A 12,952-nucleotide genomic window follows, 5' to 3' on the forward strand; every position below is an offset into this window, starting at 1 on the left:
TGCTCCTTCAAATGCCCTGGCTCAGACCGCGACTCGGGCGTCCGCCAACTGCGGACTGCTGACGCGGTAGATACCGATTTCACCTAACAGATTAGGCCATAGCTTACTGGCCCACCCGTGGCGGTGCTGTTGATCCACGGCAAGCCGATCAATGACCTTGGCGTCACGTTCGCGGCACAGCTCTTCGAAATCCTCGAAGGTGCAGAAGTGAATGTTCGGCGTGTTGTACCAGGTGTAAGGCAGGAATTCCGAGACCGGCATGCGGCCCTTGCTCGCCAGGTACCAGCGGCAGCGCCAGTGGCCGAAGTTGGGGAAGGTGATGATGCACTGACGGCCGACCCGGAGCATTTCGTCGAGGATCTTGTCCGGGTAATGCACCGCTTGCAGGGCCTGGGTCATGACGACGATGTCGAAACTGTTGCTGGCGAAGTTGCCCAGGCCTTTGTCCAGATCCTGCTCAATGACGTTGATGCCCTTAGCCACGCACTCGGCGATGTTGTCGGCGTCGTTTTCCAAGCCATAACCGGTGACGTTCTTGTTGTCGCGCAGCCAGGTCAGCAGCTCGCCGTCACCGCAACCCAAGTCGAGGACGCGGCTGCCGGCGGGGATCCATTCCTGGATGATTTCCAGATCAGCTCTCATGGCTTTCTCACAACGAAATGCGGTTCATGTAATTGCCGAACGCCTGCAAGTAACGCGGGATCGGAATCAGGAAGGCGTCGTGGCCCTGCGGTGCGTCAATTTCCAGATAACTGACGTCCTTGCGCGCGGCCATCAGCGCATCCACCAGTTCCCGCGAGCGCGCCGGGGAGAAGCGCCAGTCGGTGGTGAACGACATCACGCAGAACTTGGCTGTGGCGTTTTCGAAGGTTTTCGCCAGATCATCGTCGAAGTTCGCCGCCGGATCGAAGTAGTCCAGCGCCTTGGTCATCAGCAGATAGGTATTGGCGTCGAAGCGCCCGGAGAACTCTTCGCCCTGATAACGCAGATAGCTTTCGACCTGGAACTCGACACTGTGGAAGTCGTAGTTGAGCTTTTCACTCTTCAGGCCACGGCCGAATTTCTCACCCATGGAATCATCGGACAGATAGGTAATGTGGCCGACCATGCGCGCGAGCATCAGCCCGCGCTTGGGGATCACGCCGGCTTCCTGGAACGAGCCGCCGTGGAATTCCGGATCGGTGAGGATCGCCTGACGCGCGACTTCGTTGAAGGCAATGTTCTGCGCCGACAATTTAGGCGCCGAGGCGATGGCCAGGCAGTGCCGCACGCGATCCGGGTAGGTGATGGTCCATTGCAACGCCTGCATGCCGCCGAGGCTGCCGCCGATCACCGCTGCCCACTGGCCGATGCCGAGCAGGTCAGCCAGACGCGCCTGGCTGTGCACCCAGTCTTCCACGGTGAGCACCGGGAAATCGGCGCCGAACGGCTTGCCGGTCTCCGGGTTGATACTGCTCGGGCCGGTGGAGCCGTTGCAGCCGCCGAGGTTGTTCAGGCTGACCACGTAGAACTTGTTGGTGTCGATCGGCTTGCCGGGGCCGATGCAGCTGTCCCACCAACCGGGCTTGCGGTCGTCGACGCTGTGATAACCAGCGGCGTGATGATGACCGGACAGCGCGTGGCAGATCAGCACGGCGTTGCTCGCCTGGGCGTTCAGCGTGCCGTAGGTTTCATAAATCAGGTCATAAGCGGCCAGCGAACGGCCACAAGCCAGCGCCAGCGGTTCGCTGAAATGCGCGGTTTGCGGCGTTACCAGACCAACAGAATCGGCGGGAAAGGCAGTTGGCATCGACCCTGCTCTCGTTGAAATGAGGCGTAAGTCTAAAGACCGTGGGGGGTAGCGGCAAGCGGCCCTCACCCTAACCCTCTCCCGGAGGGAGAGGGGACTGACCGCGGCGATCTTCAGAGTGATGCTGACCTGAGATATCGAGTCGAACTCAGGCCTTGAAAACAACCCGATCGGCTCCCTCTCCCTCGGGAGAGGGCTGGGGTGAGGGGCGCAGGCGACGCCGACATCAAGACGAGCGCCCATCCCCCGACCTCACATCAGCAAACGCAGAATCTCCGGCATCATCGTCATCGCCGCCAGATTGTTGATCACCAGCATGTCGATCAATTTCAGCGCAAGGAAGGCGAAGATCGGCGACAGATCCAGGCCGCCGAGGTTCGGCAGGAAGCGGCGGAACGGTGCCAGCGCCGGCTCGCAGATCTGGTTGACCAGCTCAGCGCCCGGATTGTGGCTGCCCGGTGCGACCCACGACAGAATCACGCTGATGATCAGAGCGAAGAAGAAGATCTTCAGGAACAGCGCAGTGACGCCGATCAGCGACCAGATCAACAGTTGCAGCGGGTTTCCGGTGGTGCCGTAGGTCAGCAGCAGGGTCAGCGCCATCAGCAGCAGTTGCACCAGAATCGCCAGCACCAGCGACGACATGTCGAGGCCGAACAGGCTTGGGATGATCCGGCGCAAAGGCTTGAGCAGCGGCTGAGTGGCCTTGACCACGAACTGGCACAGCGGGTTGTAGAAGTTCGCCCGCACCAGTTGCAGGACGAAGCGCAGCAGCACGATCAGCAGGTACAGGCTGCCGAGGGTTTGCAGCACGTAAACCGCTGCGGTATTCAATCCGATCATGTAAGGCTCCTTTATTTGCCCAGTTGTTCGGCCATTTCGGCCGAGCGGTGCGCGGCGGCGCCGAGTGCGGTTTCAACCAGCGCTTCGAAGCCGCCAGCCTGGAATGATTTGATCGCAGCTTCCGTGGTGCCGTTTGGCGAGGTCACGCGGCGACGCAATTCGGCGGCGTCGACATCGCTGGATACCGCCATGTGCGCGGCGCCCAGAGCAGTCTGCACGGTCAGTTGCTCAGCGATCTCTTGTGGCAGGCCAAGTTTGACGCCGGCGGCGGTCATCGCTTCGATCAACAGGAAAAAATACGCCGGGCCGGAGCCGGACACTGCGGTGACCGCGTCCAGTTGCTGTTCTTCTTCCAGCCACAGGGCGATGCCGACGGCGGACAGCAGCTCTTCGGCTTGCTGACGCTGCTCGGCGGTTACTTCGCTGGTCGCGTACAAACCGCTGACACCCTGACGCAGCAGCGCCGGGGTGTTCGGCATGCAGCGCACGATTGGCTGTTCGCCGAGCCACGCGGTCATGCTCGCGCAGGTAATGCCGGCGGCGATCGACACCACCAGTTGATTCGGTTTCAGGCATGGGCGAATCGCCTCGCACACGGCTTTCATCGCCTGTGGCTTGACCGCCAGCACGATGACATCGACGCCGTCGATGGCCTGGGCGTTGTCAGCGAAGGTTTCGATGCCGTGTTCGGCGCTGACCTTGGCACGGGTGTCTTCGCCCGGATCGCTGGCGCGGATCTGCGCCGCTTCCAGACCTTTGGCGCGCAGGCCGCCAATCAGACTGGCCGCCATGTTGCCCGCACCGATAAACGCAATACGTATGTTGCTCATGTGTGGTCCTTATCTGGAAACGTTCAAGACTGGGAATAATCTCTGGCGCCAAACAGCGCGGTACCGATCCGCACCCAGGTGGCGCCTTGGGCAATGGCCGACTCGAGGTCGTGGCTCATGCCCATGGACAGTGTGTCGAGCGGCAGAGCGAGGCTCGCCTGCAATGTCTGCACGGCGGCGAAGGCAGCGTCCTGTTCAGCGCGCTCTTCGGTCGGCTCGGGAATCGCCATCAGTCCGCGCAATTTCAGCCGGGGCAGAGCGCTGATGGCCTCGGCCAGCGCTGGCAGATCGGCCGGGGTGCAACCGGATTTGCTCGCCTCGCCGCTGACATTGACCTGAATGCAGATGTTCAGGGGCGGCAGTTCGGCCGGGCGCTGCTCGGACAGGCGTTGGGCAATTTTCAGACGATCCACGGAGTGCACCCAGTCGAAATGCTCGGCAATCGCGCGAGTCTTGTTCGATTGAATGGGGCCGATGAAGTGCCAGATCAAGGGCAGGTCGGCCAGCTCCAGCTGTTTGCCCAAGGCTTCCTGCAAGTAGTTCTCGCCGAAGTCGCGCAGCCCGGCGGCATAGGCTTCACGCAGGGCCTGGGCGGGTTTGGTCTTGCTCACGGCGAGCAAATGGATGCTGTTTTCGTCGCGGTGCGCAGCTTTCGCCGCTGCCTGGATGCGCGAACTAACCTGAAGAATGTTGTCTGCTATCGTGGACATCAAGAGGCGCCGGCGGTCTGTAGGTTCGCGGCATTCTACTGGAATTGAGGGACGCTATGGATATCACTGAACTGCTGGCCTTCAGCGCCAAACAGGGCGCTTCCGACCTGCACCTGTCGGCCGGCCTGCCGCCGATGATCCGTGTCGATGGCGACGTGCGACGGATCAATCTGCCGGCGCTGGATCACAAGCAAGTGCACGAGCTGATCTACGACATCATGAACGACACCCAGCGCATCGAATTCGAGAAAAATCTGGAAACGGATTTTTCCTTCGATGTACCCGGCGTGGCGCGCTTTCGGGTCAATGCATTCAACCAGAACCGTGGCGCCGGCGCCGTGTTCCGCACCATTCCGTCGAAAGTGCTGAGTATGGAAGACCTCGCCATGGGCGATGTTTTCCGCAAGATCACCGATGCGCCGCGCGGGCTGGTGCTGGTCACCGGGCCGACCGGCTCCGGCAAATCGACCACGCTGGCGGCGATGATCGATTACCTCAACACCCATCGCCATCACCACATCCTCACCATTGAGGATCCCATCGAGTTCGTCCATGAATCGCGCAAATGCCTGATCAATCAGCGCGAAGTCCATCGCGATACGCGCAGCTTCGCCACCGCACTGCGTTCGGCCTTGCGTGAAGACCCGGACGTGATTCTGGTCGGCGAAATGCGTGATCTGGAAACCATTCGCCTGGCGCTGACCGCCGCCGAGACCGGGCATCTGGTGTTCGGCACCCTGCACACGACCTCGGCGGCGAAGACCATCGACCGCGTGGTCGACGTGTTCCCCGGCGACGAGAAGTCGATGGTCCGTTCGATGCTGTCGGAGTCGTTGCTGGCGGTGGTGTCGCAGACGTTGATCAAGAAGATCGGCGGCGGGCGGGTGGCAGCTCATGAAATCATGCTCGGGACATCGGCGATCCGTAACCTGATCCGCGAGGACAAGGTGGCGCAGATGTATTCAGCGATTCAGACCGGTGGGTCGTTGGGGATGCAGACACTCGATATGTGCCTCAAAGATCTGGTGACCAAGGGCCTGATCAGCCGCGAGCATGCGCGAGAGAAAGCGCGTACGCCGGATAATTTTTGAGGGAGTGATCGTTCCCACGCTCTGCGTGGGAATGCAGCCCGGGACGCTCTGCGTCCCTGCCGAAGCGGACGCGGAGCGTCCATTGAGTCATTCCCACGCGGAGCGTGGGAACGATCGGCATGGTGTTAGCGCTGGACTACGCGCAGTTGCTGTTGTTCTTTCGGCAACACGCGTTTGGCGACGACGTAATGCTTTTCCCAGTACGGCTTGTTCAGCGTGTCAATGCTCACCGCTTTGCCCCGGCGCGGGGCGTGGATGAAGCGGTCGTTGCCCAGGTAGATGGCAACGTGATTGACCCGACGGCTCTTGATGTTGAAGAAAATCAGATCGCCCGGCTTCAGATCCTTGCGCTCGACTTTCTCGCCGTGACCGCTGGCCATGGCGTTGGAGGTGCGTGGCAGGTCGAACGTAGCGTCGTTGAACGCGTATTTCACCAGGCCGCTGCAATCGAAGCCTTTACTTGGGCTGCTGCCGCCCCAACGATAAGGTGTACCGAGGACGTTTACCGCACGGCTCAGCACATTGCTGCTTTCCTTGCTCGCCATCGGTGGCACCAGCTTGCTGCGGCTCTTGCTGCTCAGCGTGGTGGTCTTGCTCTTGCTGCTTTTGCTCGAGGGAGCCGAAGCATGGGATTTAGGGGTGAAGCCGTTGACGTTGGGAAGACGTTGCTCACGATTGGTGGCGTGGGCGGCCAGTGGCATTAATAGGCAAATAGTCAGCCATGTCTTGAAAAATGGTCGCATTAGGCGTGGCTCATAAGTGATAGCGCGCAACTTTATAACAGCTTTTTTTGCCGTTCCGAGGCCGTTCATCGATTCATTCCGCCGGCTACGGAACCAAAAACGCTCAAAAAGTACGCAATTGTCCGACAGAAGTCAGGTTCTACAAGGGTTTCGCGCTAGCAACGGTAACATTTGCCATACGTCGGCCACCTGTAAAAAAGTCACAAAGAAATGAAGAATATTTATCTATCGAGTGCAATGAGGTCTTAATGAACAGCTATCAGCTACCCCGCGTGAAAGAAAAAGACACTCACAGCAAAGTTATCGGCTACCTGCTGTGGATTTTCGGATTCACCGGCGCGCACCGCTTTTACTACGGCAAACCGGTGACCGGGACGATCTGGTTCTTCACCTTCGGTTTGCTGGGGATTGGCTGGCTGATCGACCTGTTTCTGATCCCGGCGATGGATCGCGAAGCGGATTTGCGCTTTGCTGCCGGGCCGATCGAGTACAACGTCGCGTGGATTCTGCTGACCTTCCTCGGTGTGTTCGGCGTGCACCGGATGTATCAGGGCAAATGGATCAGCGGCTTGCTGTATCTGCTGACCGGCGGGTTGTTCTTTATTGGCGTGCTGTATGACTTCTGGACGCTGAACGATCAGGTGTCGGTGCGCAACGCGCAGAATCGGGGCGCCTTTCAGTAAGCTTTCGCGAGCAGGCTCGCTCCCACAGGAATCATCGCAATACCTGTGGGAGCGAGCCTGCTCGCGAAGGGGTCAACTGGCTATCAAGCCTGGTGCGTAATCCGCCCATCCACCAGCGTATAGCGCACCACGCCCGGCAGACTATGCCCGATGAACGGGCAGTTCTCGCCCTTCGACAGCCATTGTTCACCGGCCACCGTGGATGACTTCGGATCGAACAGCACGATATCCGCCGCACCGCCCACCGCCAGTTTGCCCGCCGGCAGGCGCAGCGCTTCGGCCGGGCCTGCGCTGAGACGTGCCAGCAGCGTCGGCAGATCGAGCAAACCATCCTCAACCAGCGTCATCCCCAGCGGAAGCAGCAACTCAACACTGCTGATGCCCGGCTCGGTGGCGCCGAACGGGGCCAGTTTGGCGTCGCGCTCGTGGGGCTGGTGATGGCTGGAAATGGCCGAGACCACCCCGGACTTCACAGCTTCACGCAGGCCATCGCGATCGGCGCGGGTGCGCAGCGGCGGTTGCACGTGATAGAGGCTGTTGAAGTCGATCAGCGCTTCGTCAGTCAGGATCAGCTGATACAACGCAACATCCGCCGTTACCTTCAAGCCACGGGCCTGCGCCTGGGCAATCAGCGCCACACCGCGCGCACTGGTCAACTGGCTGAAATGCGCACGTACGCCGGTTTGCTCGACCAGCAGCAGATCGCGAGCCAGCGCCACGGTTTCCGCCGTCTCCGGAATCCCCGGCAGGCCAAGGAAACTGGCGACCGCGCCTTCGTGGGCCAGACCGCCCTCGGCCAGATCGTGATCCTGCGAGTTGAAGATCACCGTCAGGTCGAAAGTAGCCGCATATTCCAGCGCCCGGCACAGGGTGCGGCTGTTGCGGAAGCTCTCCAGACCGTTGCCGAACGCCACGCATCCGGCGTCGCGCAAGGCCACCAGTTCGGCCAATTGCTCACCGTCGAGACCTTTGCTCAGCGCGCCGATCGGGAACACCTTGGTGTTGCCGGCTTCGCGGGCGCGGTCGAGGATCAGTTCGGCGACGGCTGAGGTGTCGAGCACCGGTCTGGTCTTCGGTGGGCAGCACAGGCTGGTCACGCCACCGGCAGCGGCGGCGCGGGTTTCGCTGACGATCGAGCCTTTGCGGCTGTAACCCGGCTCGCGCAGGGCAACATTGAGATCGACCAGACCAGGTGCGGCGACCAGACCTTGGGCATCGATGGTTTCTACTGCGCTGAAACCGGCCGGGGCGGCGCCGAGGGCGACGATCTTGCAGGCTTCAACGTGGATGTCGGTGATTTGATCCAGGCCGCTGCTGGGATCGATAACGCGTGCGCCGAGAATGCTGAACTTCACTGGGCGTTCTCCTGCTCGAATTGGCGCTGGGCGGTCTGCCCGCTCATGGCCATGGACAGCACGGCCATACGAATCGCGATGCCGTAGGTCACTTGATTGAGGATCACCGAGTGCGGGCCGTCGGCCACCGCCGACTCGATCTCCACACCACGGTTGATCGGCCCCGGGTGCATGACGATGCAATCGGGTTTGGCTCCGGCCAGACGTGCGGTGGTCAGGCCGAACAGGCGATAGAACTCGCCTTCGCTGGGCAGCAGGCCGCCGGTCATGCGCTCACGTTGCAGGCGCAGCATGATCACCACGTCGACGTCCTTGAGGCCTTCAGCCATGTCGGTGTAGACCTTGACGCCGTATTGCTCGATGCCGATCGGCAGCAGGGTTTTCGGCGCGATCACGCGGATGTCCGGGCAGCCGAGGGTTTTCAGCGCGAGCATGTTCGAGCGCGCCACCCGCGAATGCAGGATGTCGCCGACGATCGCCACCGAGAGGTTTTCGAAACCGCCCTTGTGCCGACGGATGGTGAGCATGTCGAGCATGCCTTGGGTCGGGTGCGCATGCCGGCCGTCGCCGCCGTTGATGATCGCCACTTGCGGGCAGACATGCTCGGCGATGAAGTGCGCCGCACCGGAGTCGCCGTGGCGCACGACAAACATGTCGGCGGCCATGGCCTCAAGGTTGCGCAGGGTATCGAGCAGCGTTTCGCCCTTGCTCGCCGACGATGTCGACACGTTCAGGGTAATCACGTCCGCCGACAGCCGCTGGGCCGCCAGTTCAAACGTGGTGCGGGTGCGCGTGGAGTTTTCGAAGAACACGTTGCACACGGTCTTGCCGCGCAGCAACGGGACCTTCTTCACCGCCCGGGCGCCGACTTCAAGGAACGAGTCGGCAGTGTCGAGGATTTCCGTCAGCAACTCGCGGCGCAGGCCGTCGAGCGAGAGGAAGTGGCGCAGCTGGCCCTGATCATTGAGCTGCAGCGGGCGCTTGGTATCTAGAGGCGTCATCGCGAGGGGGACTCTCAATAGGGCGGATTAAAGGGTGACGTCTTGCAGTTCGAGCGTCAGCGGCTCGGGGCCGGACAACTTGACCCGCTGGTTGCCGGCCAGGGTCAGGGTGGCGCCGACCACGTTCGGGCGGATCGGCAACTCGCCGGCGTCCAGGTCCAGCAGGCAGACCAGGGTGACGCTGGCCGGGCGGCCGTAATCGAACAATTCATTCATGGCGGCGCGGATAGTCCGACCGCTCATCAGCACGTCGTCGATCAGCACCAGATGCTGGCCTTCGATCTCGAAGGGCAGGGCGGACGGGCGCACTTGCGGGTGCAGGCCGTTCTGGCTGAAGTCATCGCGATAGAAGGACACATCCAGCGTGCCCAGTGGCGCATCGCTGTTCAGTTCCTTGAGCAGCGCCTGCGCGACCCAGATGCCGCCGGTGCGGATGCCGATGTAACGCGGTTCGCTGATGTCACGCTGGGCAAGGTGCGCCTTGAGGCGGGTCGCCATCTGGCTGATCAGATCGGCGGGATTGGGCAGGCTCATGGTTGCTCCTTCGTGAATCCGCGCTGCGTCCTGCCGGACGAAGCTCGGTTTATAACCAAAAGAAAAGCGCCGAAGCGCTTGTCAGGATTCAAACAATGCAGTGTTTTCATCGAGCCAGCCCTGCAGCAGCAGGGCGGCGGCGATGGCGTCCACCGGGTTGTCGCGGTAACTGCCTCTCTGCCCGCCACGCACCAGTCGCTCGCCCTTGGCTTCGAAAGTGGTCAGGCGTTCGTCGTGGGTATAGAAGGGCAGGTTGTAGCGGCCGTTGAGGCGGCGGGCGAATTTCTCGGCGCGCACGCACATGTCACTGGGCGTGCCGTCCATGTTCAGCGGCAGGCCGACCACGACGGCGTCGGGTTTCCATTCCTTTATCAGCGCTTCGACCTGATCCCAGTTCGGCACGCCATTCTGTGCTTTGAGGGTGCACAGCTCGCGGGCCTGGCCGGTGATGACCTGGCCGACCGCGACGCCGATCTGTTTGGTGCCGTAGTCGAAGCCGAGAATCAGGCGCAGGGCCATCAGGCGTGACCTGCCTGGCTGGTGAGCAGATTGAGATCGATGCCCAAGTGCCGCGCTGCCGCTTCCAGGCGCAATTCGCTGCGGGTGTTGAACAGTATGTCGGCGTTGAAAGGGCAGGTCAGCCAGGCGTTGTCGGCCAGTTCGGCTTCCAGTTGCCCGGCTTCCCAGCCGGCGTAACCGAGGGTGATCAGGCTCTGCGCGGGGCCGACGCCGTCAGCGATGGCGAACAGCACGTCCTGCGAAGTCGACAGGGCCAGGTCGCCGTCCAGCTGCGCCGTGGCCTGGAAGGTCTGGCCCGCCGGGTGCAGGACGAAACCGCGATCGGTCTGCACCGGCCCGCCGATGAAGATCGGCACATCCTGGCAGCGTGCCGGCGGCTCGATGTCCGGGCGCAACTGTTCGAGGATGTCGGCCAGGTTCAAGTCTTGCGGCCTGTTGACCACCAGCCCCATCGCGCCATTGGCCGTGTGCTCGACGATGTAGGTCAAGGTGTGGGCAAAGTTCGGGTCGGCCATGTGTGGCATGGCGATCAGGAAGTGATGCTTGAGGTAGCTGGGGCTGACGTTTTTCATGAGCGCTAGTGTGGCGTCGCAAGGGCGAACTGACAAGCTGAGGCTTTAAAAGATCGCAGCCTTCGGCAGCTCCTACAGGGTGTACGCAGGCCCACTGTAGGAGCTGCCGAAGGCTGCGATCTTTTGATTTTGCTCTTAATTGCTTGAGAGCTTGTCGCCCCGGGCAAATTTCCAGGTGCGAATGATTTCCAGGCGGTCGATGTCCGACAGATCGCCGGTAAACGGTGCAAACGGCGCGGCCAGGCGGACGATGCGCTGCGCGGCCTGATCGAGCAGCGGCTGGCCGGAGGATTCGAGCACCAGCACCTCATACAGCGAACCGTCGCGGTTGATCGAGACCATCAGGCGCAAATTGCCGTAGATCTGCTTGCGCCGTGCTTCTTCGGGGTAGTTGAGGTTGCCGATGCGCTCGACCTTCTTGCGCCAGTCGTCCTTGTACCAGGCGCCCTTGTCGCGCATGGTCGAGGCCGCGCTCAAGCGGTGGATGCGCGGGCGCTTGGCGTACAGCTGTTGTTCCTTGGCCAGCTCTGCTTCGAGGCTGGCGATGTCGCTGGACAACTGCGAGCTGTCGAACACCGGCGCGTCGACGGTCGGTTTGACTTCGGTTTTGCTTTCTTCTTTCTTGGTCGGCGCCTTTTTCGGTTTCGGCGCAACGGTGGTCACCGCTGCCTTCGGGGCGGCTTCCTGCACCACTGGCTTGGCGGCGGGCGGCGGGGTGACCTTTTTGACCTGATTGTCCTGGAATGGCGCGACTTCGGTGGTCTTGGGCAGGGCTTTCTTGTCCAGCGTGCCGCTGCCTTCCTGGTTTTCCTGAGCGAGAAAATCTGCCTTTTCCGGCTTCTTCTCGGCCTTGAAGGTGGCCAGGGTGATTTCCAGGGTTTTGCTGATCTGCTGCGGCTCGACCATGGTGAAGCCGACGCCGAGCAGCAGCGCCAGGTGAATCAGCGCCGCGAGAAACAGGGTAAAACCGAGGCGATCGGCCGGGCGCACGCCACGATGGGCGAGTTCAGCGGGCAGATCGGACGGGAGGGTCATGACAAGAAAACCAACATCGCGTTTTTCAGAGGCTGCGCATGATAACGCAATGTTGGTTTCGCGCCTTGGGCTTCACGCTTCAAGCGACAGGCTGCATGTGACGTACATCAAGCTTGTGGCTTTTTGCCGGCCGCTTGCAGCTTTTTATCGATCGCATCCATCAGCATGCCGCCGATATCAGTGCCGAACGCATTGTCGATTTCGCGGATGCAGGTCGGGCTGGTGACGTTGATTTCGGTCAGGTGCTCGCCGATCACGTCGAGGCCGACGAACAGCAGGCCTTTCTCGCGCAGGGTCGGGCCGACCTGGGCGGCGATCCAGCGATCCTTCTCGGTCAGCGGACGCGCTTCGCCACGGCCACCGGCGGCGAGGTTGCCACGGGTTTCGCCCAGCGCCGGAATCCGCGCCAGGCAGTAATCCACCGGCTCGCCATCGATCATCAGAATGCGCTTGTCGCCGTCGACGATCGCCGGCAGGTAACCCTGAATCATGATCTGCTGCTTGCCGTGCAGGGTCAGGGTTTCGAGGATCACCGAGAGGTTCGGGTGGCCGGCGGTGTGGCGGAAGATCGACGAACCGCCCATGCCGTCCAGCGGCTTGAGGATCACGTCACCGTGATGATCGGCGAACTCACGCAATACGTCCGGGCGGCGGCTGACGATGGTCGGCGGCGTGCACTGCGGAAACAGCGTGGCGAACAGCTTTTCATTGCAGTCGCGCAGGCTCTGCGGCTTGTTCACCACCAGCACGCCGGCGGCTTCGGCCTGTTCCAGCAAGTAAGTGGAGTAGACGAACTCCATGTCGAACGGCGGATCCTTGCGCATCAGGATCACGTCCAGGTCGCTCAGCAGCTTGTCCTGTTCGGCGTCCAGCTCGAACCATTTGTCCGGGTTGGCGAAGACTTTCAGCGGGCTCATCCGCGCCCGCGCCTGGCCTTCGGCCTGATACAGGTCTTTCTGTTCCATGTAGAACAGTTCCCAGCCACGCTTCTGCGCGGCCAGCAGCATGGCCAGCGAGCTATCCTTTTTATAGGAGATGCTGGCGATAGGGTCCATGACAATCCCGACGCGAACGCTCATTGGGTTTTCCTCGAAATTTGGCTACCGGATCGGTATTGAAAAAGTGCCGCCAGAGTGGCGCCGGGCGGGTTTCGGGTCAAGGAAAAACCCGTCGATAGATTGCATCTGGAGACTGTGCTAAAAAGGCTGGCAGATCGCGCCGCCCCATGGGTTTCAAGGGTTTCAGGC

At 61.5% G+C, this 12,952-nt stretch carries 15 protein-coding genes; 2 read left to right on the forward strand and 13 right to left on the reverse strand.

Going from position 1 to position 12,952, the window contains the following annotated elements:
• Positions 1-21 precede the first annotated feature (21 nt).
• The 5 genes from metW to CKW30_RS16350 all read right to left on the reverse strand — a co-directional run bounded on the left by metW (position 22) and on the right by CKW30_RS16350 (position 4,172).
• Complete coding sequence (metW, locus tag CKW30_RS16330; protein ID WP_056786380.1) at positions 22-642, reverse strand: methionine biosynthesis protein MetW; 621 nt, start codon at positions 640-642, stop codon at positions 22-24.
• A gap of 7 nt (positions 643-649) precedes the next feature.
• Complete coding sequence (locus CKW30_RS16335; RefSeq protein WP_095181334.1) at positions 650-1,789, reverse strand: homoserine O-acetyltransferase; 1,140 nt, start codon at positions 1,787-1,789, stop codon at positions 650-652.
• A 252-nt stretch (positions 1,790-2,041) separates the two neighbouring features.
• Complete coding sequence (locus CKW30_RS16340) at positions 2,042-2,632, reverse strand: YggT family protein (protein ID WP_039757546.1); 591 nt, start codon at positions 2,630-2,632, stop codon at positions 2,042-2,044.
• 11 nt (positions 2,633-2,643) lie between these two features.
• The gene (proC, locus tag CKW30_RS16345) at positions 2,644-3,462 is read right to left on the reverse strand and encodes a pyrroline-5-carboxylate reductase (protein WP_095181335.1); all 819 of its coding nucleotides are present in this window, start codon (positions 3,460-3,462) and stop codon (positions 2,644-2,646) included.
• Between the two features lie 23 nt (positions 3,463-3,485).
• The gene (locus tag CKW30_RS16350) at positions 3,486-4,172 is read right to left on the reverse strand and encodes a YggS family pyridoxal phosphate-dependent enzyme (RefSeq protein WP_071172225.1); all 687 of its coding nucleotides are present in this window, start codon (positions 4,170-4,172) and stop codon (positions 3,486-3,488) included.
• Positions 4,173-4,228: 56 nt separating this feature from the next.
• Between CKW30_RS16350 and CKW30_RS16355 the strand changes: the two genes are divergently transcribed.
• Positions 4,229-5,263 (forward strand): type IV pilus twitching motility protein PilT, encoded by a 1,035-nt coding sequence (locus CKW30_RS16355; protein WP_041476813.1) that lies wholly within the window; start codon positions 4,229-4,231, stop codon positions 5,261-5,263.
• Positions 5,264-5,388: 125 nt separating this feature from the next.
• Here CKW30_RS16355 and CKW30_RS16360 read toward each other — a convergent pair whose 3' ends face one another.
• Positions 5,389-6,006 (reverse strand): C40 family peptidase, encoded by a 618-nt coding sequence (locus CKW30_RS16360; RefSeq protein WP_024014657.1) that lies wholly within the window; start codon positions 6,004-6,006, stop codon positions 5,389-5,391.
• A gap of 248 nt (positions 6,007-6,254) precedes the next feature.
• On the opposite strand from CKW30_RS16360, the gene CKW30_RS16365 reads away from it, so the two are divergent.
• Entirely contained in the window at positions 6,255-6,689 is a 435-nt protein-coding gene (locus CKW30_RS16365; RefSeq protein WP_016772734.1) for a TM2 domain-containing protein, read from the forward strand.
• 83 nt (positions 6,690-6,772) lie between these two features.
• Here CKW30_RS16365 and CKW30_RS16370 read toward each other — a convergent pair whose 3' ends face one another.
• The 7 genes from CKW30_RS16370 to gshB all read right to left on the reverse strand — a co-directional run bounded on the left by CKW30_RS16370 (position 6,773) and on the right by gshB (position 12,784).
• Complete coding sequence (locus tag CKW30_RS16370; protein ID WP_095181336.1) at positions 6,773-8,044, reverse strand: dihydroorotase; 1,272 nt, start codon at positions 8,042-8,044, stop codon at positions 6,773-6,775.
• Positions 8,041-9,045: an aspartate carbamoyltransferase catalytic subunit gene (locus CKW30_RS16375; protein ID WP_016772736.1), complete on the reverse strand. Its 1,005-nt coding sequence runs from the start codon at positions 9,043-9,045 to the stop codon at positions 8,041-8,043. Before CKW30_RS16375 ends, CKW30_RS16370 begins: the two co-directional genes overlap by 4 nt.
• A gap of 27 nt (positions 9,046-9,072) precedes the next feature.
• The gene (gene pyrR / locus CKW30_RS16380) at positions 9,073-9,579 is read right to left on the reverse strand and encodes a bifunctional pyr operon transcriptional regulator/uracil phosphoribosyltransferase PyrR (RefSeq protein ID WP_016772737.1); all 507 of its coding nucleotides are present in this window, start codon (positions 9,577-9,579) and stop codon (positions 9,073-9,075) included.
• Between the two features lie 81 nt (positions 9,580-9,660).
• Positions 9,661-10,098 carry a Holliday junction resolvase RuvX gene (gene ruvX, locus CKW30_RS16385; protein ID WP_095181337.1) on the reverse strand — a complete coding sequence of 146 codons (438 nt, stop codon included), beginning with the start codon at positions 10,096-10,098 and terminating at the stop codon, positions 9,661-9,663.
• The gene (locus tag CKW30_RS16390) at positions 10,098-10,670 is read right to left on the reverse strand and encodes a YqgE/AlgH family protein (RefSeq protein ID WP_016772739.1); all 573 of its coding nucleotides are present in this window, start codon (positions 10,668-10,670) and stop codon (positions 10,098-10,100) included. Before CKW30_RS16390 ends, ruvX begins: the two co-directional genes overlap by 1 nt.
• Positions 10,671-10,805: 135 nt before the next feature.
• The gene (locus tag CKW30_RS16395; RefSeq protein ID WP_039757551.1) at positions 10,806-11,705 is read right to left on the reverse strand and encodes an energy transducer TonB; all 900 of its coding nucleotides are present in this window, start codon (positions 11,703-11,705) and stop codon (positions 10,806-10,808) included.
• 107 nt (positions 11,706-11,812) lie between these two features.
• A complete protein-coding gene (gene gshB, locus CKW30_RS16400; protein WP_056786399.1) occupies positions 11,813-12,784 on the reverse strand; it encodes a glutathione synthase in 972 nt (323 codons plus the stop codon).
• Positions 12,785-12,952 lie beyond the last annotated feature (168 nt).

Origin of the sequence: Pseudomonas sp. Irchel 3F6, from assembly GCF_900187595.1 — a bacterium.
In the GTDB taxonomy this organism is placed as follows: domain Bacteria; phylum Pseudomonadota; class Gammaproteobacteria; order Pseudomonadales; family Pseudomonadaceae; genus Aquipseudomonas; species Aquipseudomonas siliginis.

Excerpts from the sequence above, each read along its gene's own strand:
- proC (WP_095181335.1), bottom strand. The coding sequence starts at position 3,462 with ATGAGCAACATACGTATTGCGTTTATCGGTGCGGGCAACATGGCGGCC.
- ruvX (WP_095181337.1), bottom strand. The coding sequence starts at position 10,098 with ATGGCCCTGCGCCTGATTCTCGGCTTCGACTACGGCACCAAACAGATC.
- CKW30_RS16335 (WP_095181334.1), bottom strand. The coding sequence starts at position 1,789 with ATGCCAACTGCCTTTCCCGCCGATTCTGTTGGTCTGGTAACGCCGCAA.
- CKW30_RS16350 (WP_071172225.1), bottom strand. The coding sequence starts at position 4,172 with ATGTCCACGATAGCAGACAACATTCTTCAGGTTAGTTCGCGCATCCAG.
- CKW30_RS16340 (WP_039757546.1), bottom strand. The coding sequence starts at position 2,632 with ATGATCGGATTGAATACCGCAGCGGTTTACGTGCTGCAAACCCTCGGC.
- CKW30_RS16395 (WP_039757551.1), bottom strand. The coding sequence starts at position 11,705 with ATGACCCTCCCGTCCGATCTGCCCGCTGAACTCGCCCATCGTGGCGTG.
- CKW30_RS16355 (WP_041476813.1), top strand. The coding sequence starts at position 4,229 with ATGGATATCACTGAACTGCTGGCCTTCAGCGCCAAACAGGGCGCTTCC.
- CKW30_RS16360 (WP_024014657.1), bottom strand. The coding sequence starts at position 6,006 with ATGCGACCATTTTTCAAGACATGGCTGACTATTTGCCTATTAATGCCA.
- metW (WP_056786380.1), bottom strand. The coding sequence starts at position 642 with ATGAGAGCTGATCTGGAAATCATCCAGGAATGGATCCCCGCCGGCAGC.
- pyrR (WP_016772737.1), bottom strand. The coding sequence starts at position 9,579 with ATGAGCCTGCCCAATCCCGCCGATCTGATCAGCCAGATGGCGACCCGC.
- gshB (WP_056786399.1), bottom strand. The coding sequence starts at position 12,784 with ATGAGCGTTCGCGTCGGGATTGTCATGGACCCTATCGCCAGCATCTCC.
- CKW30_RS16365 (WP_016772734.1), top strand. The coding sequence starts at position 6,255 with ATGAACAGCTATCAGCTACCCCGCGTGAAAGAAAAAGACACTCACAGC.
- CKW30_RS16390 (WP_016772739.1), bottom strand. The coding sequence starts at position 10,670 with ATGAAAAACGTCAGCCCCAGCTACCTCAAGCATCACTTCCTGATCGCC.
- CKW30_RS16375 (WP_016772736.1), bottom strand. The coding sequence starts at position 9,045 with ATGACGCCTCTAGATACCAAGCGCCCGCTGCAGCTCAATGATCAGGGC.